The 25885-nt window shown below is 58.0% G+C and carries 23 protein-coding genes; 8 read left to right on the top strand and 15 right to left on the bottom strand.

All coding sequences use genetic code 11. The features are described 5' to 3' along the window. Positions 1–10: 10 nt before the first annotated feature. The 8 genes from PMYSY11_RS18190 to PMYSY11_RS18155 all read right to left on the bottom strand — a co-directional run bounded on the left by PMYSY11_RS18190 (position 11) and on the right by PMYSY11_RS18155 (position 11538). Positions 11–2971 carry a PEP/pyruvate-binding domain-containing protein gene (locus PMYSY11_RS18190; protein ID WP_150547639.1) on the bottom strand — a complete coding sequence of 987 codons (2961 nt, stop codon included), beginning with the start codon at positions 2969–2971 and terminating at the stop codon, positions 11–13. 289 nt (positions 2972–3260) lie between these two features. Next, positions 3261–4247: a peptide ABC transporter ATP-binding protein gene (locus tag PMYSY11_RS18185; RefSeq protein ID WP_150547638.1), complete on the bottom strand. Its 987-nt coding sequence runs from the start codon at positions 4245–4247 to the stop codon at positions 3261–3263. After that, a complete protein-coding gene (locus PMYSY11_RS18180) occupies positions 4247–5221 on the bottom strand; it encodes an ABC transporter ATP-binding protein (RefSeq protein WP_069898047.1) in 975 nt (324 codons plus the stop codon). The genes PMYSY11_RS18185 and PMYSY11_RS18180 overlap by 1 nt, the downstream gene beginning before the upstream one ends. Before the next feature lie 10 nt (positions 5222–5231). After that, positions 5232–6143: an ABC transporter permease subunit gene (locus PMYSY11_RS18175; protein ID WP_069898046.1), complete on the bottom strand. Its 912-nt coding sequence runs from the start codon at positions 6141–6143 to the stop codon at positions 5232–5234. A 12-nt stretch (positions 6144–6155) separates the two neighbouring features. Next, positions 6156–7166 carry an ABC transporter permease subunit gene (locus PMYSY11_RS18170; protein ID WP_069898045.1) on the bottom strand — a complete coding sequence of 337 codons (1011 nt, stop codon included), beginning with the start codon at positions 7164–7166 and terminating at the stop codon, positions 6156–6158. A 101-nt stretch (positions 7167–7267) separates the two neighbouring features. Beyond that, positions 7268–8881 (bottom strand): ABC transporter substrate-binding protein, encoded by a 1614-nt coding sequence (locus PMYSY11_RS18165; protein ID WP_150547637.1) that lies wholly within the window; start codon positions 8879–8881, stop codon positions 7268–7270. A gap of 104 nt (positions 8882–8985) precedes the next feature. Further along, positions 8986–10587 (bottom strand): ABC transporter substrate-binding protein, encoded by a 1602-nt coding sequence (locus PMYSY11_RS18160; protein WP_150547636.1) that lies wholly within the window; start codon positions 10585–10587, stop codon positions 8986–8988. 234 nt (positions 10588–10821) lie between these two features. Continuing rightward, entirely contained in the window at positions 10822–11538 is a 717-nt protein-coding gene (locus tag PMYSY11_RS18155; RefSeq protein WP_150547635.1) for an SIMPL domain-containing protein, read from the bottom strand. 248 nt (positions 11539–11786) lie between these two features. On the opposite strand from PMYSY11_RS18155, the gene PMYSY11_RS18150 reads away from it, so the two are divergent. The 3 genes from PMYSY11_RS18150 (at position 11787) to PMYSY11_RS18140 (ending at position 14667) form a co-directional block, all read left to right on the top strand. Next, complete coding sequence (locus tag PMYSY11_RS18150; protein ID WP_150547634.1) at positions 11787–13040, top strand: ATP-binding protein; 1254 nt, start codon at positions 11787–11789, stop codon at positions 13038–13040. Between the two features lie 23 nt (positions 13041–13063). After that, a complete protein-coding gene (locus PMYSY11_RS18145; protein WP_069898041.1) occupies positions 13064–13624 on the top strand; it encodes a response regulator transcription factor in 561 nt (186 codons plus the stop codon). A gap of 101 nt (positions 13625–13725) precedes the next feature. Beyond that, positions 13726–14667: an AEC family transporter gene (locus tag PMYSY11_RS18140; protein WP_150547633.1), complete on the top strand. Its 942-nt coding sequence runs from the start codon at positions 13726–13728 to the stop codon at positions 14665–14667. 13 nt (positions 14668–14680) lie between these two features. Here the strand turns inward: PMYSY11_RS18140 and PMYSY11_RS18135 are convergent, their stop codons facing one another. The 7 genes from PMYSY11_RS18135 to gatC all read right to left on the bottom strand — a co-directional run bounded on the left by PMYSY11_RS18135 (position 14681) and on the right by gatC (position 20747). Further along, on the bottom strand, positions 14681–15304 hold the full coding sequence (locus PMYSY11_RS18135; protein ID WP_090509689.1) for a CatB-related O-acetyltransferase: 624 nt from the start codon (positions 15302–15304) through the stop codon (positions 14681–14683). A 207-nt stretch (positions 15305–15511) separates the two neighbouring features. Continuing rightward, positions 15512–15889, bottom strand: coding sequence for a carboxymuconolactone decarboxylase family protein (locus PMYSY11_RS18130; protein ID WP_069898038.1), 378 nt, complete (start codon positions 15887–15889; stop codon positions 15512–15514). 17 nt (positions 15890–15906) lie between these two features. Continuing rightward, entirely contained in the window at positions 15907–16998 is a 1092-nt protein-coding gene (locus PMYSY11_RS18125) for a calcium/sodium antiporter (RefSeq protein WP_150547632.1), read from the bottom strand. A gap of 102 nt (positions 16999–17100) precedes the next feature. Then, positions 17101–17466, bottom strand: coding sequence for a septal ring lytic transglycosylase RlpA family protein (locus PMYSY11_RS18120; protein WP_069898036.1), 366 nt, complete (start codon positions 17464–17466; stop codon positions 17101–17103). A gap of 69 nt (positions 17467–17535) precedes the next feature. After that, a complete protein-coding gene (gene gatB, locus PMYSY11_RS18115; protein ID WP_069898035.1) occupies positions 17536–18981 on the bottom strand; it encodes an Asp-tRNA(Asn)/Glu-tRNA(Gln) amidotransferase subunit GatB in 1446 nt (481 codons plus the stop codon). Between the two features lie 11 nt (positions 18982–18992). Then, positions 18993–20444, bottom strand: a complete 1452-nt coding sequence (gene gatA / locus PMYSY11_RS18110) for an Asp-tRNA(Asn)/Glu-tRNA(Gln) amidotransferase subunit GatA (RefSeq protein ID WP_150547631.1) — start codon at positions 20442–20444, stop codon at positions 18993–18995. A gap of 15 nt (positions 20445–20459) precedes the next feature. Beyond that, positions 20460–20747, bottom strand: a complete 288-nt coding sequence (gatC, locus tag PMYSY11_RS18105) for an Asp-tRNA(Asn)/Glu-tRNA(Gln) amidotransferase subunit GatC (protein WP_069898033.1) — start codon at positions 20745–20747, stop codon at positions 20460–20462. Between the two features lie 236 nt (positions 20748–20983). Here gatC and mreB point away from each other — a divergent pair, with 236 nt between their 5' ends. From mreB to rng, 5 genes are all read left to right on the top strand, one after another. After that, on the top strand, positions 20984–22021 hold the full coding sequence (gene mreB / locus PMYSY11_RS18100) for a rod shape-determining protein MreB (RefSeq protein ID WP_069898032.1): 1038 nt from the start codon (positions 20984–20986) through the stop codon (positions 22019–22021). Between the two features lie 121 nt (positions 22022–22142). Further along, entirely contained in the window at positions 22143–23111 is a 969-nt protein-coding gene (gene mreC / locus PMYSY11_RS18095; RefSeq protein ID WP_239655502.1) for a rod shape-determining protein MreC, read from the top strand. Continuing rightward, a complete protein-coding gene (gene mreD / locus PMYSY11_RS18090) occupies positions 23108–23596 on the top strand; it encodes a rod shape-determining protein MreD (protein WP_069898030.1) in 489 nt (162 codons plus the stop codon). Before mreC ends, mreD begins: the two co-directional genes overlap by 4 nt. Positions 23597–23623: 27 nt before the next feature. Continuing rightward, positions 23624–24220 (top strand): Maf family protein, encoded by a 597-nt coding sequence (locus tag PMYSY11_RS18085; RefSeq protein WP_150547629.1) that lies wholly within the window; start codon positions 23624–23626, stop codon positions 24218–24220. Between the two features lie 181 nt (positions 24221–24401). Beyond that, positions 24402–25859 carry a ribonuclease G gene (rng, locus tag PMYSY11_RS18080; RefSeq protein ID WP_069898028.1) on the top strand — a complete coding sequence of 486 codons (1458 nt, stop codon included), beginning with the start codon at positions 24402–24404 and terminating at the stop codon, positions 25857–25859. The last annotated feature ends 26 nt before the right edge of the window (positions 25860–25885 follow it).

Below are 25885 nucleotides of genomic sequence, written 5' to 3'. Positions count from 1 at the left end.
CTTGAGCGAATTATTCAGTGGGGCGTTTCAGGTCGACGGTTTTATGGGCGCTTTTGTGTAGCGCTTGATCCAGTCGCGTCAGGCGGGCATCTAGGCTTGAAACCTTTGATTCCACCAGCGGGCGAATCTGAAACAGCACGAATTGCTCATTGAGAAAGCCGAACTCGACATCGGCAATGGCGTGCGGATCATCGCTGAACCATTGGCCGACGTTATTGCTGAAAGTGATCAAATCCTTAACATTGCCTGCGCTCAACTGCTGGGCTTTGCCGCTCGCAGGCACTTGTGTGGCCCCACCGGTTTTCAGCAGTACGGTTTTGTATGGGGCGGTGGCACTGGTGTGCAGGTCGACATGGGCGCTGGCTTTATCAATCAGCACGCTTTGCGCGGACAATCCATCGACCCCGCCCGATACGCCCTCGTTGAGAACCACCGTGAGCTTGTCAGGTTGGTGACTGAACACATCTGTTGTGACCAGCACGCCGGATTTATCCGACGCCACACTCTTGTGCAGCAGGATCGCAGTGTAGACGTGCTCCGGCTGGTTCATGCGGGCCTGCCGCCAGCCGAATGCGAGCTCACTGAATGGCGATGCCCAAACTTCGCGGATCGCGTGCAAGATCACGTCGAAGCCAACCGCATTAGTCACGGTTAAATTCAAACCTGCGCCAGTGAAGCCGGGTAAGTCTTCAACATTGGTGTCGCTGCGCACGAATACGCCGTAGCTGCCATCGGGGCCGAACTCTCGGCGCATTTTGCGTTTCAAGTCGGCGACAAATACAGGGTCAAGTTTGACCGTCATAAACCAACTGCGCAGCTCGCTGAGCATCTTTCGCCGTGCTTGCGTTTTGGCGGTGCCGTGCAAGGTGTTAAGCGTTTTATATTGACTGCGAATCCACTCAAACATGCTCACGCCACTGGCATGTTGATTGTCGTCGAGCAGTTTTCTGAAGGTGCCAAATGGAATGGCCAGGCCAGGTGATACCTGGCCTGGGAACTGCTTACTCAACTGCGCCACCTTCGCCGCTTTAGGGCCAACGCTGACGCCAGAGTCGTTGCTGTCTAACTCATTAGTTGAGCGCGCCAGGGTTTGTGTTAAATCGAGCTTGTCGGCATCGACAGTGATGGTCACAGCACTTTTCTGTTGGCCTGCGCTGGTCTGGTTGATCGCTTCATTGGCTGCCAATTGACGAACCTCAACCACGCCGCCCGCACTGGCGAGTAACTCAATACGTTGACCGTAATGCGGTTTCAGCTTGGCTAATAATTGCGGGCCGACGACCACATTGGGCACGCCCAGATTCCGCGCGAGCAATTGCACATGTGACAGTTGGTTGCCCTCAAAAGCGGTGAGCAAGCCGGTGACAGCGGGTAAATCCGGCAACGTTTCGGGCACAACCAGAATCAGCCCTTCAGGTGGCGTGCGTTTAGCCGCGAGCATTTGCGGTGTCAGTAACAGGCCGCGGGCAACGCCGGGATTGAGTACGCGAAATCCGCGGCTAATTGGCGCTTTAAAGAAGCGATGGCTGATACCACTGAGACGTGACGAGTCTTTATTCAGTTGATTGAGCACCGCGGTGTATATCAGCAGCGGCGAGCCGCGTAAGCGATCCGGAATATAGTCATGCGCTTTGGGTTCGATCTGGCTGAAGCGTTGCACTTGGCCTTGGAAAAAGAACTGCAAGCGCCGCTCAGCCCAGACGGGGACGCGATCAAGGTCTTTTAACAAGCGTTGATAGGCGGCCAGGGTTAATTCTTTATCCGCTGATTTCTGTGCTTGTTGGATACTGCTGTCGGCCTGTTGCAGCTCAGCCTCCGTGAGCAAACCGACGCCGTAAAGCATGTCGTGGCTGGCCGCTAGCAGGTTGAGCAAGTCAGCGCGACTCATGCGGGTTAATGTGTCGGGTGAGGCCAGTAATTGGCGACCTTTGGCAAAGACGATCTGCTCAAGTTGGGCGATTTGGTTGAACCGATCAATACGGTTTTTGGGCGATTGCTCAATTTGCTCGCGTAGTTTCTTGCTGGCGCTTGCCAGCACTTGATACTGCTGACTTGATGTTTTGGCTGCAGACCAATGCTGCGCAAGCGCGGCAAAGATCGCCGGTTGGCTCTGGGCTAAATCAGCCACCACTTTGCTGATGCGCTCAAAGGCAAATATTGAGTCGATATTGGCCGCGAGGGTGAGCATCTGCTTGTGCACGCTGCGCCCTTGGTAATCGCGGGCAAACTCGCGCACGCGCTGTGCATCTCTTGCATCAAGTTTGCCGTGGATCTTATTGCGCAGCGTGCCAAAGCGTGGCACTTGGTTTTGTATCGCCACTGCACTGCTGCGCACGGTGCTTAACAGTTGTTGGTCGCCACGGGTCGAGGGCAGATTTTTGACTGCTTCTAAGATCAGGGCGTAGCGCTCGGCGATTGGTTGGTTCGCAGCCGTCAGGCGGGTCAGAATCTGGTTGCCGACGCGCTCCTCGCTTTCTATCTGGAATGCGCCACGATAGAAGCGTGCTTTGCGCAGAATCCATCCGTCATCGACGTTGAGTAAGAATTGCTCGATCAGAATGGCTTGTAATTCACCGTCTGGCGAATAGTGCTCAGCGATGGATTTGGCGTCAGCATCGGCGAGTACATTGGCGATCAGGAATCCAGACTGACGCATCTTTTTAGTTTTAGCGCTCCACTCACCATGCTGTTCACCGCCGCGCTTGCCGCAAGCGTATGGCTTGGGCGGCAGCACTCGGCCGTCGGCGCAAAACCAGCGCAGCCGCGCAAAGGGGCCGCGTGGCAAGGTTTTCATCTGGGTAATCCACGTGCGGTATTGGCTGGCTTGCAGCGCACTAACCTTGGTATCAGCGCTGACAGGTGCAGCATTGAGGCCGCTACTGACCGCTAGAACCAGCGAAATCAGTGCACTCCGAGTGGCGTGGGCGAGCAAACCTGGGGCGTTTTTCTGCGGACGAGCAGATACGTTCATGAACAATCCCTGTTCTATGCAGCCTGACGGCCTGCGTGCGGTATTGCAGGACCGGGCACGCACATGAGAGCCCGGCCATACAGGTGAATCCGGCGTGGCCTTCCTGGCCGCGCAAGCATCTTGGGGTTGCAGCAATGGGCGAACGGTTTGCGGCAGGATTTATCCTAATATCCTGCGCGCACTGCGTTGCGCCATGGTCGCACAGCGATTGGTTACTGCCTATGCAATGGGCGGAGACCTCGTCGAATGGTCTGGAGTGGGCGCTAGCGAGCCAAACGCCCACCGGCTCTTAGCTGTTAATGACCTCGACGTGGTGGCAGGCCACTTGCCGCGAGTCGATCAGACGCAGCTCGGGCAGCGTCTGTTCGCACAACTCGGTCGCATGCGGGCAGCGCTTGTGAAATGCGCAGCCCGAGGGTGGATTGAGCGGGTTGGGCAGTTCGCCGACGATCTTGATTTTCGGTTTGTTCGGGTCAGCGTGAATGGCCGGCGTCGCCGAGAGCAGGGCTTTGGTGTAAGGGTGCAACGGGCGTTGGTAAATCAGCTCGCTCGGGCCCATTTCCGCCGGACGCCCCAAGTACATGACCAGCACATCATCGGCCACATGGCGCACCACGGAAAGATTGTGCGAGATGAACACATAGCCGGTGTTGAACTCCTCTTGCAGATCCATGAACAGGTTCAGCACCTGCGCCTGAATCGACACGTCCAGCGCCGAGGTGGGCTCATCGGCAACCAGTACCTTGGGCTGCAAAATCATGGCCCGGGCCAGGGCAATACGTTGGCGCTGACCGCCGGAGAACATGTGCGGGTAACGTTGGTAGTGCTCGGGACGCAGGCCTACTTGTTGCATCATCGCCTGGACTTTTTCGCGGCGCTCGCTGCGCGACAGTTGGGTGTTGATCAGCAGCGGCTCGGCCAGCTGATCACCAATCTTCTGCCGTGGATTAAGCGAGGCATAGGGGTTCTGGAAAATCATCTGCACGTCGCGGCGCAAGCTCTTGCGTTGTGCCTTGCTTGCACCGGCGACCTCTTGCCCGGCGATTTTCAGGGAACCTGAACTGGGCTCTTCAATCAACGTGAGTGCGCGGGCCAGTGTGGATTTTCCGCAGCCGGACTCGCCGACCACCGCCAGGGTTTTGCCCGCTTCAAGTTCAAACGATACGCCATTGAGTGCGCGCACTTCGGCGCTCGGCTGGAACAAGCCACGGGACACCGAATAGTGGCGCGTGAGGTCACGGGCTGTAAGTACAGTCTGGGTTGGCGTGGTGCTCATTACGCCACCTCCGAATTCAGGTTAAGCGGATAAAAGCAGCGTACGGCGCCGTGGGCATGAGGAACCAGATCGGGTCGTTGGGCTTTGCAATCGGCCTGCGCATACGGGCAGCGCGGCGACAACAGGCAGCCGTGCGGACGGTCGAAGCGCCCCGGCACAATGCCTGGCAATGTGGCCAGCCGCTTGGCGCCCAATGAGTGCTCCGGAATCGCCTTGAGCAGTGCTTCGGTATACGGATGCTTGGGGCTGTCGAACAGCATCGGCACATGGCCCAGTTCCACCGCTTGCCCGGCGTACATCACGCACACGCGCTGAGCAGTTTCGGCGACTACGGCAAGGTCGTGGGTAATCAATACCAACGCCATATTTTGTTCGCGCTGCAAATCGAGCAGCAACTCCATGATCTGCGCCTGAATCGTCACATCGAGTGCGGTGGTTGGCTCGTCGGCGATAAGCAGTTTCGGCTCGGCGGCAATCGCCATGGCAATGGCTACACGTTGGCTCATGCCGCCAGAGAGTTGGTGCGGATAAGCATCGAGGCGGCTGGCGGCAGCGGGTATTTCTACCCGTTCGAGTAGTTGCAGGGCGCGTGCGCGAGCAGCTTTGCCCTTGAGGCCCAGATGCTGCTGCAGCACTTCCTCTATCTGATAACCCACGGTGAAGCTGGGGTTGAGCGCGGTCATGGGGTCCTGAAACACCATCGACAAATCCTTGCCGACAATCTTGCGCCGTTGCTTGCCTTTGAGGCTGAGCATGTCGTGACCATCGAACTGCAGCTGATCCGCCTTGACGATGCCGGGGGCTTCGATCAGGCCCATCAGCGCCATCATGGTGACCGACTTGCCCGAGCCGGACTCGCCGACAATCGCCAGCACTTCGCCTTCGTTGACCTCGATATCGAGGCCGTCGACTACCGGCACTGCGTTAGCGTCACCGAAGCGCACGCTGAGATTCTTGATGTTAAGCAAACTCATGTCGGGCTCCTCAGACTGCGTTCTTGAGTTTCGGGTCGAGTGCATCGCGCAGCCCGTCGCCCATCAGATTGATCGCCAGCACACTAAGCAGAATCGCCAGCCCCGGCAGCGTTACCACCCACCAGGCCCGCTCGATATAGTCGCGTGCCGAGGCCAGCATGGTGCCCCACTCAGGCGTTGGCGGTTGTACGCCAAGGCCGAGGAAGCCCAGCGCCGCGGCGTCGAGAATTGCCGAGGAAAAGCTCAGGGTTGCCTGCACGATAAGCGGCGCCATGCAATTGGGCAGCACGGTGACGAACATCAGGCGCAGCAGGCCTGAGCCGGCCAGGCGCGAGGCGGTGACATAGTCGCGATTCAATTCGCTCATCACCGCCGCGCGAGTCAGGCGTACGTAAGAGGGCAGCGATACAATCGCGATTGCCACCACAGTGTTGATCAGGCCAGGGCCAAGAATGGCGACGATTGCCACCGCCAGAAGCAAGGATGGCAACGCCAGCATGACGTCCATCAAGCGCATGATTGAGGGGCCTAGCAGGCGCGGGAAGAACCCGGCGACAAGGCCGAGCAATATGCCCGGCAGCATCGACATCAGTACCGAAGCCAGGCCGATCATCAAGGACAGGCGGGCACCGTGAATCAGCCTTGAGAGCATGTCGCGGCCGAGCTCATCAGTGCCGAGCAGAAACTGCATCTGGCCGCCTTCAAGCCAGGATGGTGGCGTGAGCAGAAAGTCACGGAATTGCTCGCTGGGGTTGTAAGGCGCAAGCCATGGTGCGAACAGCGCGCATATGATCATGCCAATCATGAATAGCAGGCCGGCAACAGCGCCCTTGTTGTGGGCAAATGCCTGCCAGAATTCTTTTAACGGTGAAGGGTAAAGCAGGCTCTGATCGACTGCTTCCGGTGTCGTTGAGTGAGTCATGTTCAGGCCTCCTTAGCGCTGATGGCGAATGCGTGGGTTGGCCAGACCGTAGAGAATATCCACGATAAAGTTGACCAGAATGACCAGGCAGGCGATGAGCAAAATGCCGTTCTGGACCACTGGGTAATCACGCGCGCCAATTGACTCGATCAGCCACTTGCCGATGCCCGGCCAGGAGAAAATGGTTTCGGTGAGCACCGCGCCCGCGAGCAGGGCGCCAATTTGCAGGCCGAACACGGTCAGCACCGGAATCAGTGCGTTGCGCAGGCCGTGGATGAATACCACGCGCGCCGGCGATAAACCTTTGGCGCGGGCGGTGCGCACGTAGTCTTCACGCAGCACTTCGAGCATGGCCGAGCGGGTCATGCGGGCGATTACCGCCAGCGGGATTGTGCCAAGCACCACCGCCGGCAGGATCAGGTGGCGCAGGGCGCTGACAAACGCGCCTTCTTCATCGGACAGCAAGGTGTCGATAAGCATGAAACCGGTGCGCGGTTCGATGTCGTAGAGCAGGTCGATACGACCCGAAACCGGCGTCCAGCCGAGCCACACCGAGAAGAACATGATCAGCAGCAGGCCCCACCAGAAAATCGGCATGGAGTAGCCCGCCAGCGATATGCCCATCACCCCGTGATCGAATAGCGAGCCGCGTTTGAGCGCTGCGATAACCCCGGCAATCAGCCCCAGCGTACCGGCGAATAATAACGCTGCTAGCGACAGTTCGAGGGTGGCCGGAAACAGCGTGGTGAACTCGTGCCAGACACTTTCGCGGGTACGCAGTGACTCGCCCAGATCGCCTTGGGCGAGGTTGCCGATATAGTCGAAATACTGCGCGTACAGCGGTTTGTCCAAGCCCAGACGGTGCAGGGCTTCGGCGTGCATGGCGGGGTCTACGCGACGCTCGCCCATCATCACTTCCACCGGGTCTCCGGGGATCATTCTGATGAGGGCAAAGGTGAGTAGAGTCACGCCGAAAAAGGTGGGGATCAGCAGTCCCAGACGTCTGGCTATGAAGGACAACATGGTTAGAGGAAACTCCAGCGGTTTATTCGGGCAGCACTGCGTGGTGCAGCATTGTTGTTGTGCGTGTGCGGTGACAGTCGTGGTTTATCAGGTCGTTGCTTTCACGGTGTGCGGCTGACGCGGGCGAAGTTGTTGGAGCCCATGGGGCTCTGCACGAAACCCTGAACATCGTTGCGCAGGGCAGTGAATTGCTTGGGGAAGGCCAGCGGAATCCACGGCGCCTCGTCGTGAAACACCGACAGCGCCTCGCGGTACAAGGCAATCCGTTGCGGGCGCGAACTGACGCGACGGGCTTCGGTGATCAGTGCATCGAAGTGTTCATCACACCAACCCGACATGTTTTCGCCGGACTTGGCCGCGGCGCAGGACAGATTGGGCGTGAGGAAGTTATCAGGGTCGCCGTTGTCGCCTGCCCAGCCCATGAAAATCAAGTCGTGCTCGCCGCGCTTGGCGCGCTTGATCAGCTCACCCCACTCGTATACCCGGATATCGCTGTCGATGCCGATAGCCGCGAGGTCGGCCTGGAGCATTTGTGCGCCGATTCCGGGATTGGGGTTGGTCGGGCCGCCGCCTGGCCGGGTCCAGATCGACAGCTTGAGGCCGTCGCCATGACCGGAATCAACCAGCAATTGCCGCGCGCGCTTGGGGTCGTGTGGCCAGCCCAGCATTTGCGAGTCATGCCCCCAGAGCGTTGGCGGATAAGGCGCGACTGCCGGGCTGGCGCCGCCTTCACCGTATTGCGCACGCAGGTAGGCGCTTTTGTCGAATGCCATGTTCAATGCCTGACGCACGCGTACATTATCCAGCGGTGTATGGCCGGTATTGATGGCGATATAGGCGGTGAGCAATGAATCCAGCGATTGGATTTTGATGTTGCTGTCGGCTTTCAGCGCAGCAATATCGGTTGGGCGCGGATAGAGCGCAATCTGGCAGGCGCCGGCTTTGAGTTGCTGAATGCGCACGTTCGGGTCTGGCGTAATCGCGAACAGCAGCTTTTGGATTGCAGGCACGCCATCCCAGTAATCGGCGTTGGCGTGGAAGCGCACCTGAGCATCCTTGGCGTAGCGGTCAAACACGAACGGGCCGGTGCCAATCGGCAGCTTGTTGAGCTGGCCGGGCTTACCTGCCGCCAGCAACTGGTCGGCGTATTCGGCGGAATAGATAGAGCTGAAACCCATGGCCAGGTTGGCCAGAAACGGCGCTTCGGCATGCTTCAGAGTGAACCGCACGGTGTAGGCGTCTGGCGCCTCGATGCGCTCGATCAACTCGGCCATGCCCATCGATTCGGCGTACGGGAAGCCTCGCACGGCTTTGTCGTGCCAGGGATGTTGCGGATCAAGCTGGCGTTGAAAACTCCAGAGCACATCGTCGGCATTCAACTCGCGGCTCGGGGTAAACCATTCGGTGTGATGAAACTTGACCCCGTGGCGCAAGTGAAAGGTGTAGGTCAGGCCATCTGCGCCAACCTCCCAGCTTTCGGCCAACGCGGGCTCAAGTTCGGTGGTGCCGGGAATGAAACGCACCAGACGCTCGAACAGTGTTTCGGCAGTCGCGTCTGCGGTTGTCGCGGCGGTGTACTGCACCAGATCGAAGCCTTCGGGGCTGGCTTCGGTACAGACCACCAGTGAATTCTTGTCATCAGCCATTGCCGGCGCGGCCAATGGCAGGGCGGCGAGCAGCAGGCTGGTAAGTAGCAACAGTGAGGGCTTGGGCATTGAGTGATACCTGTGGCGACTCGGTCTGCGCAGCGTCACCACGTCGGTAACGAGCGCCCGATTGGCGGACCGGAGGATAACCGGCCCGCCAACTGCTTCGCGGGTTACTTCTCGACGCTTACGCCGTAAAACGAGTTGAGACCGAATGGACTGATTTTGAAGTCCTTGACGGTTTTGCTCATCGGTTGGAACACGGTTGAGTGAGCGACCGGTGTGATCGGTACGTTCTTCTTGAGGATCTGCTGGGCTTCCATGTAGAGGGCGCTGCGCTGATCCTTGTCATTGAGGGTCTTGGCTTTTTTGACCTTGGCGTCGAAGTCCTTGTCGCACCAGCGGCTGTAGTTGTTGCCGCCAATGGCATCGCAACCGTATAGCACGCCCAGCCAGTTGTCCGGGTCACCATTGTCGCCAGTCCAACCGATCAGCAGGGCATCGTGCTCGCCGGCCTTGGCGCGCTTGTTGTACTCGCCCCATTCGTAGCTGACGATCTTGGCCTTGATGCCAATTTTCGCCCAGTCGGACTGCAGCATTTCCGCCATCAGCTTGGCGTTAGGGTTGTACGGGCGCTGAACCGGCATGGCCCAGAGAGTGATCTCGGTGCCTTCCTTAACGCCGGCTGCCTTGAGCATGGCCTTGGCTTTTTCCGGGTCGTAGGCGGCGTCCTTGATGCTGGTGTCGTAGGACCATTGCGTCGGCGGCATGCTGCCAACTGCCAGCTGACCGGCACCCTGATACACCGCGTTTATGATCGCCTGCTTGTTCACCGACATATCAAGCGCCTGACGCACTTCGAGTTTGTCGAACGGCGCATGCTCCATGTTGTAGGCGATGTAGCCGAGGTTGAAACCGGCCTGTTCAGGCATTTGCAGCTTGGGCTCTTTTTGCAGCGATTCGATGTCTGCAGGGCGGGGGAATACCGAGACCTGACATTCACCGGCTTTAAGCTTTTGCATACGCACCGAGGCGTCGGTGTTGATGGCGAAGATCAGGTTGTCGATCTTCACATCCGCAGGGTTCCAGTACTCTTTGTTACCGGTGAAGCGGATTTGCGAGTCTTTCTGGTAACGCTTGAATACGAACGGGCCGGTGCCGATTGGCTTCTGGTTGATGTCGCTGGCCTTGCCCTCTTTGAGCAACTGCGCGGCGTACTCTGCAGACTGGATAGAGGCGAAGCTCATGGCCAGGTTCTGGATGAATGCAGCGTCAACCGAGTTGAGCGTGAAGCGCACCGTCATGTCGTCGAGCTTGTCGATCTTGGCGATGTTCTGGTCCATGCCCATGTCGGTGAAGTAGGGGAATTCAGTTGGGTAAGCTTTGCGGAACGGATCGTCTTTGTTGAGCATGCGCTTGAATGTAAACAGCACGTCGTCAGCATTGAATTCGCGGCTTGGCTTGAAATAGTCGGTGGTATGAAATTTCACGCCGGGGCGCAGGTGGAAGGTGTAGTTGAGACCGTCATCGGTCACTTCCCACTTCTCTGCAAGCCCGGGGATGACTGCGGTGCCGCCGCGCTCAAACTGGGTCAAACGGTTGAAAACAGTCTCTGCTGCAGCGTCGAAGTCGGTGCCGGTGGTGTACAGCGCAGGGTCGAAACCTGCAGGGCTACCTTCTGAGCAAAACACCAGATTGCTGGCTGCCTGAGCGAGTGGCGCAGTGGCGATCAGCCCGGCTACCAGCATCGCTTGTATGACGGCGTTCTTACGCATAAAAACCTCATAGTTGTTGTGGTTATGTATTGAGGGGTCTCTTGTGAAGACCTTGCAAGAAACTATGCAGGGCACGTGCCTGAGGCAAGCCCCCTGATGAAAATAGCTTAGCAACTGTGAGCGGGGTGTAAGGCGTTGTCGCATATTCGACATTTCGCGTCTAACAGCTGGCAAAACGCCGCTATCTTGCGAGAGCGGCGTTGTTTGCAAACGGTGCGTGTTGCGCACGCGTGGTCAAGGCATCTGCACTTCAATGGCGCCATCAGCATTTACCGTTACCTGGCTGCTGCCGCCCTCTATCTCGGGCGTTGGCGCTGAGTCCATCATCATTGCGCCCTTTGCGCGCATCATCATCGGTGGCTGAAAACCTGAAGTATTGAGGTTCAGGCTGACCAGCTTGTAGCCACTGCCACCGAGTGCTTCGGTGGCCAGCTGTGCGCGTGCCTTGAAGGCGTCAACCGCCTCTTTGATCAGCTTGTCCTCTTCGGCTTTACGGGTTTTGTCGGCGATGCTGAAACTCATGTTGCCCATGCTCAGGTTTTGCAGCATTTCGCCCGAGAGCTTCGACAGGGCAGCGAAGTCGGCACTTTCCAGGCGCACTTCACCGCGCTCACGCCAGCCCGTGATTTTCTGGCGTTTCTCGTCGTAAAGCGGGTAACTGTTGCGACTGCCCAGCGCAACCTTCACGCCTTCTGCCTTGCGCGCCTGCTCCAGCGCCTTGTTCAGGTTACGGGTGATTTGCGCCCCTAGTGCGGCGGGATCGGCGTCTTGCGCTTCGCTGTAGAGCGTTACCTGCATGAGATCGTGGGCAATTTCGTGGCTGACCTCGGCACGTAATGAGACCTGGTTGTAACGCGCCTCATCAGCCTGAGCCGCCGTCGCCAGCGTCAGAACGGCGCTGCTCAGCACCAGGCTTTGGGTCAGGCGGGCAAGACGAGAAGATGTTCGCATGGGTATTCCTTGAACAATGGTAATGAGTTGGCTTGCGACGGATCGCAAGGTTCTGCTCAGAGTAGACGGGCCAGGTTTTCAAAACGGGTTAAGCGCCGTTAAAAATAATTTCTGCTCTGCCAGCTTTGCCGGTCAGAGTCTCCGGTAGTCTGGCTGTAAGTACTTGCATGCGGCGTGTTGCCGCATCAAGCAGCGGCGAGCGTTGGTTATACTCGCATTGCTCGGTTGCCGAGCTTTTTGGAGTGCATATGCTCGCCCCGGTTCCACTACTTTCCGCAAGCCGACAGAATCTCTGGCGGCTGATCCTGATCCGCTTTCTGGTCCTCGCCGCACAAGCCGGTTCGGTAGGTCTCGCCTATAAATCCGAGTTATTGCCGCTGCCCTGGTTTGAACTCAGCGTGACGCTGTGCATCTCGTTGATGCTCTGCGTATTCACCATGATCCGCCTGCGCGGCCCCTGGCCGGTTACCGAGCTTGAGTACGCCGTGCAGTTGGGCCTGGATTTAGTGATTCATAGCGTCCTGTTGTTTTACTCGGGCGGTTCGACCAACCCGTTCGTGTCCTATTACTTGGTGCCGCTGACCATTGCTGCGGCCATCTTGCCCTGGCTGTATACCCTGACGCTGTCTGGGCTGGCGCTCGGCGGCTACACGCTGTTGCTGGTTTGGACGCACCCGCTTGAGGTGCCGTCTGAGCCGCGTCAGAGCTTGCTGATTTATGGCATGTGGCTGAGCTTTGCCCTGGCGGCGGCGTTGATCACCTTCTTTGTGTCACGCATGGCCGGTGAGCTGCGTCGTCAGGAAGAACAGCGCGCGGAACGTCGGGAGGAAGGCCTGCGCGATCAGCAATTACTCGCCGTGGCCACGCAGGCAGCGGGCGCGGCGCACGAACTGGGTACGCCGCTGGCGACCATGAGTGTGCTGATCAAAGAGCTGCGTCGTGAGCATCCCGAGCCCATGCTGCAAGAAGATCTGGCGGTGCTGCAAGAACAGGTCAAGCTGTGTAAGGACACGCTGCAGCAACTGGTTAGAGCCGCAGAGGCTGACCGACGTCAGGCGATTGTCGAGCAGTCCAGTGTAGACTGGCTCGAAACCACGCTTAACCGCTGGCACCTGATGCGTCCCGAGGCGAGCTACCGTTATCAATGTCTGGGCCGCGGAACACCGCCCCGGCTGATGCCTCCGGCAGACCTTACGCAAGCGTTGCTCAATTTGCTCAATAACGCCGCCGATGCCTGTCCTGAGAAGTTGGATATACGCCTCGACTGGGATCACCAGTGGCTGCAACTGAGCATCCGCGACTTTGGCGCGGGCGTGCCGTTGGCCATTGCCGAGCAGCTTGGGCGGCCGTTCTTTACCACCAAGGGTAAAGGTTTCGGTCTGGGCCTGTTTCTTAGTCAGGCCAGCGTGACCCGCGCCGGTGGCACAGTTAAGCTTTATAATCATGAAGAGGGCGGCACCCTCACCGAGTTGAAGTTGCCGCGCTCCTACGGCTCAGCCTGAGGCCGACCAGCAAGGAGTATCAAATGTCTGATGAGGCGCTGTTTGAAGGCGACGAGCAACCGCACCTGTTGCTGGTTGACGATGATCCGACCTTTACCCGCGTCATGGCGCGCGCCATGAGTCGCCGTGGTTTGCGCGTGTCGATTGCCGGGTCTGCCGAAGAAGGCCTGACCCTGGCCAGCCATGACTTGCCCGACTATGCCGTGGTCGACCTGAAGATGGACGGCGACTCCGGTCTGGTGTTGCTGCCAAAATTGCTCGAGCTGGACGCAGAGATGCGAGTGGTGATTCTGACCGGTTACTCCAGCATTGCCACTGCTGTTGAGGCGATCAAGCGCGGCGCGTGCAATTACCTGTGCAAACCTGCCGATGCCGATGACGTGTTGGCCGCGTTGTTGACCCAGCATGCCGATCTCGATTCGCTGGTGCCGGAAAATCCGATGTCAGTGGATCGTCTGCAGTGGGAGCACATTCAGCGGGTTCTCGCCGAACACGAAGGCAATATCTCAGCCACTGCGCGGGCGCTGGGTATGCACCGGCGAACCTTGCAGCGTAAATTGCAGAAGCGTCCGGTTCGTCGTTAAGCGATTAAATATTTCACCTGCAGCCAGCTATCCAGATAGTTGGCTTGCTATCATTGGCCTCATTCAGTTCGGCGCCTTCGCGTCTGTTTTTTGAGGCTTTCATGTTCGCAGTCTTTCAGCAAACCATCAGCATCACGGCGCCGGTGTTCGTCATGCTGTTCCTCGGCCTGGGTCTGCGTCGGCTGGGTTGGATTGACGCTGCGTTCATCAATACGGCCTCGGCACTGGTTTTTCGCGCGACTATGCCGGTGCTGCTGTTTCTCGGCATTGTCCAGGCCGATCTTAAAACCGCGTTGCAGCCGGCCCTCATTGCCTACTTCATCGGCGCAACCACTGTAAGTTTTCTGCTGGCTTGGGCGTGGGCACACTGGCGCTGCCCGCAAGAAGACCGCGGAGTTTTTGTTCAGGGCGCGTTCCGCGGCAACAACGGTATTGTCGGCCTGGCACTGGCCACCAGCATGTACGGTGACTACGGTCTGGCGGTGGGCAGTGTGTTGGCCGGTGTGGTGATCTTTTGCTACAACGTGCTGTCGATAATCGTGCTGGCCATCTATGCGCCAGGGGTGAAATCGGACTTCGCGGCAATCGTGCGCAGCATTGTCACCAACCCGCTGATTATCGGTGTCGCGCTGGCAATTCCGGTGGCCTACTGGCAACTGCAATTGCCCGAATGGCTGCTAACGTCGGCGGGCTATTTTGCGCACATGACCCTGCCGCTCGCCCTCATCTGCATCGGTGGCACGCTGAGCCTGGCCGCGCTGCGCAAGAGCAGCTCGATAGCGCTGAGTTCGAGTTTGATGAAGCTGGTCTGGTTGCCGTTGGTGACAACGCTGGGGGCCTGGCTGTTTGGTTTTCGCGATGCTGATCTGGCCATCCTGTTTCTCTACTTCGCCAGCCCAACCGCGGCGGCCAGTTATGTAATGGCGCGCGAAGTCGGTGCCAATCACGAGCTGGCCGCGGCGATTATAGTGATCAGCACGCTGCTGGCGGTGATCACCGTTAATCTCGGGTTATTGCTGATGCAGGCGATTGGCTGGGTTTAAACCTTGTAGTTGCTCAGGATTGCTTGCGTTCACTGACGTAGCGACTGAACGCATCGAAGTCGGTTGTGCAAAGTAGGTGGGCGATGGAGTGGATCTCTTCAGCAGGCCAATCCCACCAAGCCGACGCTTGCAGCATCTGCCTAACAGGTTCTTCAAAGCGCCAGCGAATCAGACGAGCCGGGTTGCCGCCAACCACGGCATAGGCCGGAACGTCCTTGGTGACAACTGCGCCCGCCGCAACTACTGCACCGTCGCCGATAGTGACGCCGGACAGAATCATCACGTTTGAGCAAATCCAGCAGTCATTGCCAATGACTACATCGCCATTGCTGATGATTGAGTCCTGGATGCCTGCCAGCTCTTTTATCTGCAACGGGAACGGATAGTTGCTGATCCAGTCGGCGCGGTGATGGCCACCCAGATAGATATTCACACCCCCAGCGATAGACGTGTAAGCGCCAATGCGCAAGGTTGTGCCGTTATCCCAGTCATGCACCTCGGGGTTGCCATAAGTGCCATCGCCAAAGGTATATTGCGGATAACGCTCTTTAAGGCGTTGAGTGCCTCTGTAGAGTTTTGGCGTGTTGCGGATTCGCTTTCTGGCGCTGCGATTTAATAGTTTTTTTATGAACCTCATCTTGACCAGTCCTTGAGGTGGAATGCTAGCCCGCGATGTAACAGAAGTATCACAAAAGGCAGAGCAGGCTATCTTAAGTCCTTCTGTTAAAGCTTGTGTTCAAAAAAATTAAATTTCAGCGAAGTACACGGTACAAACGCAATTTGATCAGCGCCGGCAAATAAAAAAGCCGGGCATCGCCCGGCTCCTTCAACCACGCTTGAGCATTTACTGTTTCGAGTACTCGTCAATCACTTCTTGGGCTGCGCGAAACGCGTCGACTGCGGCCGGAACCCCGGCGTAGACGGCGCAATGCAACAGCGCTTCGCGAATTTCTTCGACCGTGCAGCCATTGTTAAGGGCGCCGCGTACGTGGCCTTTCAGCTCTTGCGGGCATTTCAATGCAGTCAGTGCCGCCAGCGTGATCAGGCTGCGGGTTTTGCGCGGTAAGCCTTCACGGTTCCAAACGCCGCCCCAGGCGTGATCGTTGACGAAATCCTGCAGTGGCTGGCTGAACTCGGTTGCGTTGTTGAGCGCGCGGTCAACGAAACTGTCGCCCATGACTTCGCGGCGGACTTGCTGGCCATCCAGAGGTTTGTCGGTCATTTAAAGCTGCCTCTTTATTAGTTTGCCGTACGCTGTTTGTGCCAGCTGCGAGCCGCCACTACCAGCAGTGTCAGTGCCGTTAACGGGATTACATAGCCGATCATGGCGTGGCCGAAGGTTTCCACGGCAGGGCGCCCTGTGGCGAACAGCACCAGATACAGGGTGTAGGCGCCGTAGTACGCGAGGAACAGCAGGCCTTCCCAGCGGTTGATGCGGTAACCGGTGAAGAAGATCGGCAAGCAGGCAACTGCTACGGCGATCATTACCGGGAAATCGAACGCCAGTGCATTGGGTGATACCGAAATCGGGCTCGGCGAAACCAGAGCCGCCAGACCCAGCACGCTGAGCAGGTTGAACAAGTTGCTGCCGACAATGTTGCCTACGGCAATGTCGCGCTCACCTTTGAAGGCCGCCAGTATTGAGGTGGCCAACTCAGGCAGGGAGGTGCCAATAGCGATGACGGTCAGGCCGATTACCAGCTCCGACAGGCCCAGTGCGCGAGCCAGCGTAACGGCGCCTTCAACGAGGAAGTGTGAGCCACCCACCAGCAGGACCAGGCCGACTACAATAAGGATCAGATTGATCAGCCAGGCATAGGGTTTGGCTGGCTCGTTAAGGCCAAACTCGGCCGCGAACTCATCGTCCGGCTCGTCGAGACTGTTGCGATTGCTGCGGATCAGGAAAAAGGTATAAGCCACAATGCCGGTGAACAAGATTGCCCCGTCGATCTTGCTCAGTTGGCCATCCCATGCCAGACCAAACGTCAGCAAGCTCGCGCCGATCATCAGTGGCACGTCCATGCGGATTAACTGACGCGAGACAATCAACGGTGCGATCAGTGCGGTTGCGCCGAGCACCAGCAATACGTTGGCGATATTGCTGCCGACCACGTTACCAATCGCCAGATCGCCGCTGCCATTCATTGCCGCTTGTACGCTCACGGCTGTCTCGGGTGCGCTGGTGCCGAACGCGACAACGGTCAGGCCGATAACCAGAGGCGGAATACCGAATTGCGCGGCCAGCTTGGCAGCGCCGCGAACCAAAACTTCTGCACCACCGACCAGTAAAACCAGGCCGGCAATCAGGTACACAAAGGTCATTAACGTCATATCAGCGAGCTCCGAAAAAGTGCCGCTAGTGTAGTGATCCGTTTAGCCTGCGCCAGTGGGCGCAAATGCTGTTTGGTTACCAGATGTAAAGCTTGCAAGTCATTACTCCAATTGTTCAACACGCACCGTTGCAACCCCTTCGCGAAGCATATCCAACTGCTCGGCGGCGTGCTTTGAAAGGTCGATTATCCGACCTCGCGCATAGGGGCCGCGATCATTGATCCGCACCACTACGCTCTTGTCATTGCGCAGGTTCGTCACCCGCACGCGGCTGCCAAAGGGCAGGGTGCGATGTGCGGCCGTCAGGGCGTTTTGGTTGAACGGCTCGCCACTGGCGGTTTTCTTGCCGTGATGCCGCGCGCCGTAATAAGACGCCTTACCCTCTGCGCTGTAGCCACCGGTCAATGTATGGCTGGCGCACCCGCTGAACAGGGCGACTAGTGTCAGCAGCAATGCAAAACGCAACATGGGTTGGACTCCTGAGAACTCAATAAAACGCCGGGCATGCCCGGCGTTTTAACTGCAACGATGGCTTTATCAGCCTTCGAGCTTCTTCTTCAGCAGTTCGTTCACTTGTTGCGGGTTAGCTTTGCCTTTGGAGGCTTTCATGGCCTGGCCCACAAAGAAGCCGAACATCTTGCCGCGCTTGGCTTCTTCGGCCGCACGGTATTGCTCAACCTGCTCAGCGTTAGCGGCGAGCATCTCGTCCAGCATCGACTCGATGGCGCCACTGTCGGTGACTTGTTTGAGGCCTTTGGCTTCGATGATCTGGTCGGCCGAGCCTTCGCCGGCGGCCATGGCTTCAAAGACCATCTTGGCAATCTTGCCGGAGATGGTGTTGTCTTTGATGCGCAGAATCATCCCGCCCAGTTGCTCGGCGCTAACCGGCGACTGTTCGATCTCCAGGTTGTCTTTGTTGAGCAGGCTCGAAAGCTCGCCCATTACCCAGTTGGCTGCCAGTTTCGGGTCGGCGCAGATCTGTTGCACCGCTTCGAAGTAGTCGGCCATCTCGCGGCTGGCGGCCAGCACGCTGGCGTCGTACGCGGACAAGCCGAACTGCGCCTCGAAACGCTCGCGCTTCTGCACCGGCAATTCCGGCAGCGTGGCGCGCAAAGCTTCCAGATAGCTTGGCTCGATGACGACCGGCAACAGGTCCGGGCAAGGGAAGTAACGGTAGTCGTTGGCTTCTTCCTTGCTGCGCATCGAACGCGTCTGATCCTTGTTCGGATCATACAGACGGGTTTCCTGAACCACTTTGCCGCCGTCTTCGATCAGCTCGATCTGGCGCTGCACTTCGTGGTTGATCGCCTTCTCGATGAAACGGAACGAGTTGACGTTCTTGATCTCGGCGCGGGTGCCAAATTCAGCCTGGCCTTTGGGGCGAACCGACACGTTGCAGTCGCAACGCAGCGAGCCTTCGGCCATGTTGCCATCGCAAATGCCCAGATAACGCACCAGCGCATGGATGGCTTTGACGTAGGCAACCGCTTCCTTGGCGCTGCGAATGTCCGGCTCCGAGACGATTTCCAGCAACGGCGTGCCAGCACGATTGAGGTCAATGCCGCTCATGCCCTGGAAGTCTTCGTGCAGGCTCTTGCCGGCATCTTCTTCAAGGTGCGCGCGGGTAATGCCGATGCGCTTGACGGTGCCGTCTTCAAGGGTGATATCCAGATGACCGATGCCGACGATTGGATCGTCCATCTGGCTGGTCTGATAACCCTTTGGCAGATCCGGGTAGAAGTAGTTTTTACGGGCGAAAATATTACGCTCAGCGATGTGCGCATCAATCGCCAGGCCAAACATGCAGGCCATGCGCACGGCTTCGGCGTTGAGCACCGGCAAGGTGCCTGGCATGCCCAGATCAACCAGGCTGGCCTGGGTGTTCGGTTCGGCACCAAAGGTGGTGGCGCTGGCCGAGAATATCTTCGAATTAGTCGCGAGCTGTGCGTGGATTTCCAGCCCGATCACGGTTTCCCATTGCATCTGAGTGATCCTTAAAATCCAGCTGGCACGCGAGTGTGCCAATCAGTGACTTGTTGATATTGATGCGCAACGTTGAGCAGTCGGCCTTCCTGGAAGTACGGTGCGAGCAGTTGCACGCCCACCGGCAGACCGTCGACAAAGCCTGCTGGCATCGACAAACCGGGGATACCGGCAAGGTTGGCGGTGATGGTGTAGATGTCTTCGAGGTAAGCAGCAACCGGGTCGTTGTTCTTCTCGCCGAGCTTCCACGCCGGGTTTGGCGTGGTTGGGCCGAGAATCACATCAACGTCATTGAAGGCGGCAACGAAGTCGTTCTTGATCAGGCGGCGGATCTGCTGAGCCTTGATGTAGTACGCATCGTAATAACCAGCCGACAGGGCGTAGGCACCGACCATGATCCGGCGCTTGACTTCAGCACCAAAACCTTCGCCGCGTGAGCGCTTGTAGAGGTCTTCAAGGTTTTGCGGATTTTCACAGCGATAGCCGAAGCGTACGCCATCAAAACGCGACAGGTTGGAAGACGCCTCAGCCGGGGCGATCACGTAGTACGCAGCAATTGCGTTCTGGGTGTTTGGCAGGCTGATGTCTTTAACTGTGGCGCCGAGTGCTTTCAGTTGCTCGACAACGGTCATCACGGCATCGGCGATGCGGCTGTCGAGGCCAGCACTGAAATACTCTTTTGGCAAGCCGACGCGCAGGCCTTTGAGCGGTTGGGTCAGGGCTGCCAGATAATCATCAAGCGGCTGGTCGACGCTGGTGGAATCTTTCGGGTCGAAGCCGGCCATGGCTTGCAGCATCAGTGCGCAGTCTTCGGCGGTGCGGGCCAATGGGCCGCCCTGATCGAGGCTGGAGGCATACGCGATCATGCCCCAGCGCGACACGCGACCATAGGTTGGCTTGAGGCCGGTAAGGTTGGTCAACGCAGCAGGCTGGCGGATCGAACCTCCGGTGTCTGTGCCGGTGGCTGCCGGCAGCAAGCGCGCGGCCACAGCAGCAGCGGAGCCGCCCGATGAGCCGCCGGGAACACGTTCAAGGTTCCACGGGTTCTTCACCGCGCCGAAGTGGCTTGATTCGTTGGCCGAGCCCATGGCGAATTCGTCCATGTTCAACTTGCCAAGCGTGACGGTGCCAGCCTCGGCGAGCTTTTCGACTACGGTGGCGTTATAAGGCGCCTTGAAGTTGCCGAGAATCTTCGAGCCGCAACTGGTGAGGATGTCCTGCGTGCAGAACAGGTCCTTGTGTGCAATCGGCGCGCCCAGCAACGGACTGGTGTCACCGTCGGCGCGACGCTGGTCAGCGGCCTTGGCCTGGGTCAGTGCCAGGTCTTCGGTGACTGAAATAAAGCTGTTGAGTTGCGGGTCGAGTTGCTGAATGCGCGCCAGCAGGCTGCGCGTCAGTTCTTCGGCGGAAAATTGTTTAGCGGCGAGTCCGCGGGCGATCTCGGCCAGATTCATTTGATGCATGCTGGGCGTTTTCCCTTACTCGATGACTTTCGGAACGAGGTACAAGCCGTTTTCTACGGCTGGCGCAATCTTCTGATACGCTTCGCGATGATTTTCTTCGGTTACTTCGTCGGCTCGCAGGCGCTGAGTCGTTTCGAGCGGGTGAGCCAGCGGCTCAATGCCCGTGGTATCGACTGCCTGCATCTGGTCGACGAGTCCGAGGATGCTGTTGAGTGTCTCTGTAGTTTGCGGAATTTCGCTGTCATTCAAGCTTAATCGTGCAAGATGAGCGATTTTTTCCACTTCGGAGCGATCAAGCGCCATCGGGTTCTCCATGGAAAGGCGGTCGTCAAGACGGCCAGTTGAAGTGTGAACGGGTTGCCATGCATCGGAAAATGCAGGGAACGGATGCAGTGAACTGGCGGTCAAACGCCGCGATGTTGGGCTCTAGTGCCCAGAAAACAGGCAATCTAACACATTGGTGCCTTGCTCAAAATCCCTACCGTTGTTAGAGTTTGCCGCACTTTTTTACCCACGCGTTTCCTAGGGTCCCATATCCCATGTTCAAAAAACTGCGTGGCATGTTTTCCAGTGATCTTTCGATTGACCTGGGCACTGCCAATACCCTTATTTATGTGCGCGAGCGCGGTATCGTCCTGAATGAACCGTCTGTCGTCGCAATTCGTACCCACGGCAACCAGAAAAGCGTTGTCGCGGTCGGTACTGAAGCCAAACGTATGCTGGGTCGTACTCCAGGCAATATTGCGGCTATTCGCCCGATGAAAGATGGCGTTATTGCCGACTTCAGCGTTTGCGAAAAAATGCTTCAGTACTTCATCAACAAGGTTCACGAGAACAGCTTCCTGCAGCCCAGCCCGCGTGTGCTGATCTGCGTGCCGTGCAAATCCACCCAGGTGGAGCGCCGTGCCATCCGTGAGTCGGCCCTTGGTGCTGGCGCCCGCGAAGTGTTCCTGATTGAAGAGCCAATGGCGGCTGCCATCGGTGCCGGCTTGCCGGTTGAAGAAGCACGCGGTTCGATGGTTGTAGATATCGGAGGTGGTACCACTGAAATCGCTCTGATCTCGCTTAACGGCGTGGTTTACGCAGAGTCGGTTCGTGTCGGTGGTGACCGTTTCGATGAAGCCATCATTACCTATGTTCGCCGTAACTACGGCAGCCTGATTGGTGAGTCGACTGCTGAGCGTATCAAGCAGGAAATCGGCACGGCTTACGCCGGTGGCGAAGTTCGCGAAGTTGATGTGCGTGGTCGCAACCTGGCTGAAGGTGTTCCGCGTAGCTTCACACTGAATTCCAATGAAGTGCTCGAAGCGCTGCAAGAGTCGCTGGCGACTATCGTTCAGGCGGTTAAGAGCGCGCTTGAGCAGTCTCCGCCAGAGTTGGCTTCGGACATCGCCGAGCGCGGCCTGGTGCTGACCGGTGGTGGCGCGTTGCTGCGTGATCTCGACAAACTGCTGGCACAGGAAACTGGCCTGCCTGTTATCGTTGCCGAAGACCCGCTGACTTGTGTGGCCCGTGGCGGTGGTAAGGCACTGGAAATGATGGATCGTCACACCATGGACCTGCTGTCCACGGAATAAGCCATCAGTTGTCAGTCTCAAGCTGCAAGTCGGGCCCGCCCACTTGCAGCTTTTTGTTACTGGCTGATGTGTAGAGGAATTTGTTATCAAACCGCTCTTCACCAAAGGTCCTTCGCTTGGTGTGCGCCTGTTGGTGCTGGCCGTGCTTTCGGTCGCCTTGATGGTGGTCGATGCCCGCTTTGCCTTTCTGAAGCCTTTTCGCAGCCAGCTTGGGGTTATCGTCGAGCCGATCTACTGGCTGGGCAATCTGCCCGTCACGCTTTGGGAAAATACCACCCAGGAGCTGAGCTCGCGCACTGAGCTTGCCGCTGAAAACGAGAAGCTCAAGACCGAGCAGTTGCTGTTGCAGCGTCGCCTGCAAAAACTCGCTGCCCTTACCGAACAGAACGTGCGCTTGCGTGAGTTGCTGAACTCGGCTGCGCTGGTGGATGACGACGTGCTGGCGACCGAGTTGATCGGTATCGACCCGAACCCGTTCACCCATCGCATTCTTATCGACAAGGGCGAGAAAGACGGCGTAGTGATTGGCCAGCCGGTTCTTGATGCGCGCGGGTTGATGGGCCAGGTGGTTGAGGTGATGCCTTATTCCGCTCGCGTGCTGCTGCTGACCGACACCAATCACAGTATTCCGGTGCAGGTGAACCGCAACGGCTTGCGCGCCATTGCCAGTGGCACCGGTAACCCGGAGCGCTTGGAGCTGCGTCATGTTGCCGACACGGCCGACATCAAGGTGGGCGACTTGTTGGTAAGTTCGGGGCTCGGCCAGCGCTTTCCGTCGGGCTATCCGGTGGCGACCGTAAGTGAAGTGATTCATGACTCCGGCCAGCCGTTTGCGATTGTCCGCGCCATTCCGACTGCCAGCCTCAATCGCAGCCGTTACATGCTGTTGGTGTTTACCGACACGCGCACGCCTGAACAGCGGGCAACTGAATCGGCCGAGGCCGAGGTTGCCGCCGATCAGAAGGCGCTCGAAGAGAAGGCTGAAACGGCAGCAGGCTCCAATACGTCAGCGCCGAGTCAGTCCACCGCACCTGCGCCTGCGCAAGCCCCTTCAACCACTGCCCCCGCTCCGGTGAGACCCGCTCAATGAGTGCAACCAGCCCGCGCAATGTTTGGGTTATTTGGGTATCCATGCTGTTTGCTTTGCTGCTCAGCGTCTCGCCGCTGCCAGACTTCATGGAGATGGGCCGCCCGCTGTGGCTGGCGCTGTTCATGACCTATTGGTTGCTGGCTTTGCCGCAAAGGGTCGGCATGCTCACGGCCTGGTGTTTTGGCCTGCTGGCCGATGTGCTCAACGGCGCGCTGCTGGGTCAGAATGCGCTGATTTTGACGCTGGTGACTTTCCTGGTGCTGAGCCTGCATCAACGCCTGCGCATGTTTCCGCTGTCGCAGCAGTGCATTGTTCTGCTGATGGTCTTTGGCCTCGCGCAGCTGGTTCAGTTGTGGCTCAACGCACTCACCGGCAACCGCCCGCCGACTCTGGTTTTTATCCTGCCAGCGGTGGTCAGCGCCTTGCTGTGGCCTTGGGTCTCGATGATCCTGCGCTGGTTGCAGCAGCGTTTCGGCGTTAACTAACCCCTCCATCAAGCTCGGGATATCCAAATGGCTTCGTTGTATCTGGCTTCAAGTTCACCGCGCCGCAGTGAGCTTCTGCAACAGATAGGCGTGCCGTTCACGCTGTGCATCGCGCCTGTCGACGAGACGCCGTTTGCTGGCGAATTGCCCTGCGAGTACGTGCAGCGTCTTGCGCTCGCCAAGGCGCAAGCGGCGCTTGCCAGCTTGCCTGAGGGCGACGCGGTCGTGCTTGGCGCCGATACGGCTGTAGTCCTTGGTCAGCAAATTCTCGGCAAGCCTTTGGATCGGGATGATGCATTGGCGACGTTGCGTAGCCTGTCTGGTCGTGAGCATCAGGTATTAAGTGCCGTGGCAGTGGTCAGTGCGCAACGATCAGACGTTCGTGTTGTCAGTACTGCCGTGACATTTCGCGCGCTCAGTGACGCCGAGATCGAAGCCTACTGGGCCACGGGCGAACCCTGCGATAAAGCGGGAAGCTACGGCATTCAGGGGCTTGCAGGGGTGTTTGTGACGCAGTTGCAAGGCAGCTATTCGGCCGTTGTGGGTTTGCCGTTGTGCGAAACAGCCGAGCTACTGGCCAGTTTCGATGTTGCCTGCTGGCAGGACAGCAAGCGCACACTTTGATCACAGATTCTTCAGTGTATGGCGATGATTGAGGCTGTGTATCGCCGACAGTCGCTTTTCTGATTTGTCGCCTGCGCAGCAGATCGCTTACTCTCGTGACATTACGCTGTAAGCTCTCGTCGCCTGCCTCGCGGCATACGTTGCAAGATGCAGCTAGCACCCTCCCGGATGAGACGGACACATGAGTGAAGAAATTCTGATCAATATCACGCCAATGGAATCGCGCGTGGCGGTGGTTGAAAATGGTGTCCTGCAAGAGGTTCATGTCGAGCGTACGCAGCGCCGCGGGATCGTGGGCAATATCTACAAGGGTAAAGTCGTGCGGGTTCTGCCTGGTATGCAGGCCGCTTTTGTCGATATCGGCCTGGAGCGTGCGGCATTTATCCATGCCTCGGAAATCTCCACGCGCGAAGGCGCGGCCGTCGAGAGCATCAGTGCGCTGGTGCACGATGGGCAAAGCCTGGTGGTGCAAGTTACTAAAGACCCAATCGGCAGCAAGGGCGCACGCCTGACCACGCAGCTGTCGATTCCTTCACGTTATCTGGTTTACATGCCGCGCACTGCGCACGTCGGCATTTCGCTGAAGATCGAAGATGAAGTGGAGCGTGAGCGTCTCAAGCAAGTGGTCACCGACTGCATCGCAGCGGAAGGTATTGAGGAAGTCGGCGGATTCATTCTGCGCACGGCGGCCGAAGGTGCCGGCGCCGATGAGATTCTGATAGATATCCGTTACCTGCGCCGCCAATGGCAGCAGATTCATCAGCAGATGCAAAGCTGCCCTGCGCCCACGCTGATTTATGAAGACCTCAATCTGGCCATGCGCACATTGCGTGATCTGGTCAGCTTGCGCACTGAAAAGCTGCGGGTCGACTCGCGCGAAACCTTCCAGAAAATCACCCAGTTCGTCGATGAGCTGATGCCGGAAATTGCCGATCGCCTGGAACATTATCCGGGTGAACGGCCGATTTTTGATCTGTACGGCGTTGAGGATGAAATCCAGCGCGCTCTGGAACGCAAAGTGCCGTTGAAGTCCGGCGGCTATCTGGTGATCGATCCAACTGAAGCGATGAGCACCATCGACGTCAACACCGGCGCGTTCGTGGGGCATCGCACGCTTGAAGAAACCATTTTCAAAACTAATCTTGAAGCGGCGACAGCGATCGCGCGGCAACTGCGCCTGCGCAATCTGGGTGGCATCATCATTATCGATTTTATCGACATGGAAGACCTGGAACATCAACGTCAGGTTCTGCGCACGCTGGAGAAGCAGCTGGAGCGCGACCATGCCAAAACCAACATCATCGGTATAACCGAGCTGGGTTTAGTGCAGATGACTCGCAAACGCACGCGTGAAAGCCTTGAGCAGGTGCTGTGTGAGCCATGTGAGGGTTGTCAGGGTCGCGGCAAACTCAAAACCCCGGAAACCATCTGCTACGAAATTTTCCGAGAAATTCTGCGCGAGGCGCGGGCGTACCAGGCTGAAGGTTATCGGGTGCTGGCGAATCAGCGGGTCGTCGATCGCCTGCTCGATGAAGAGTCTGGCAATGTTGCCGATCTTGAGGCATTCATCGGCCGCACCATCAAGTTTCAGGTCGAGACCATGTACTCACAGGAGCAATACGATGTGGTCTTGCTCTAGCGTGTCGCGCACGCCAAACGAGCGCC

Origin of the sequence: Pseudomonas marincola (genome assembly GCF_900682675.2) — a bacterium.
Taxonomy (GTDB): Bacteria; Pseudomonadota; Gammaproteobacteria; order Pseudomonadales; family Pseudomonadaceae; genus Aquipseudomonas; species Aquipseudomonas marincola.
This window is presented reverse-complemented; position numbering and strand designations above follow the sequence as displayed.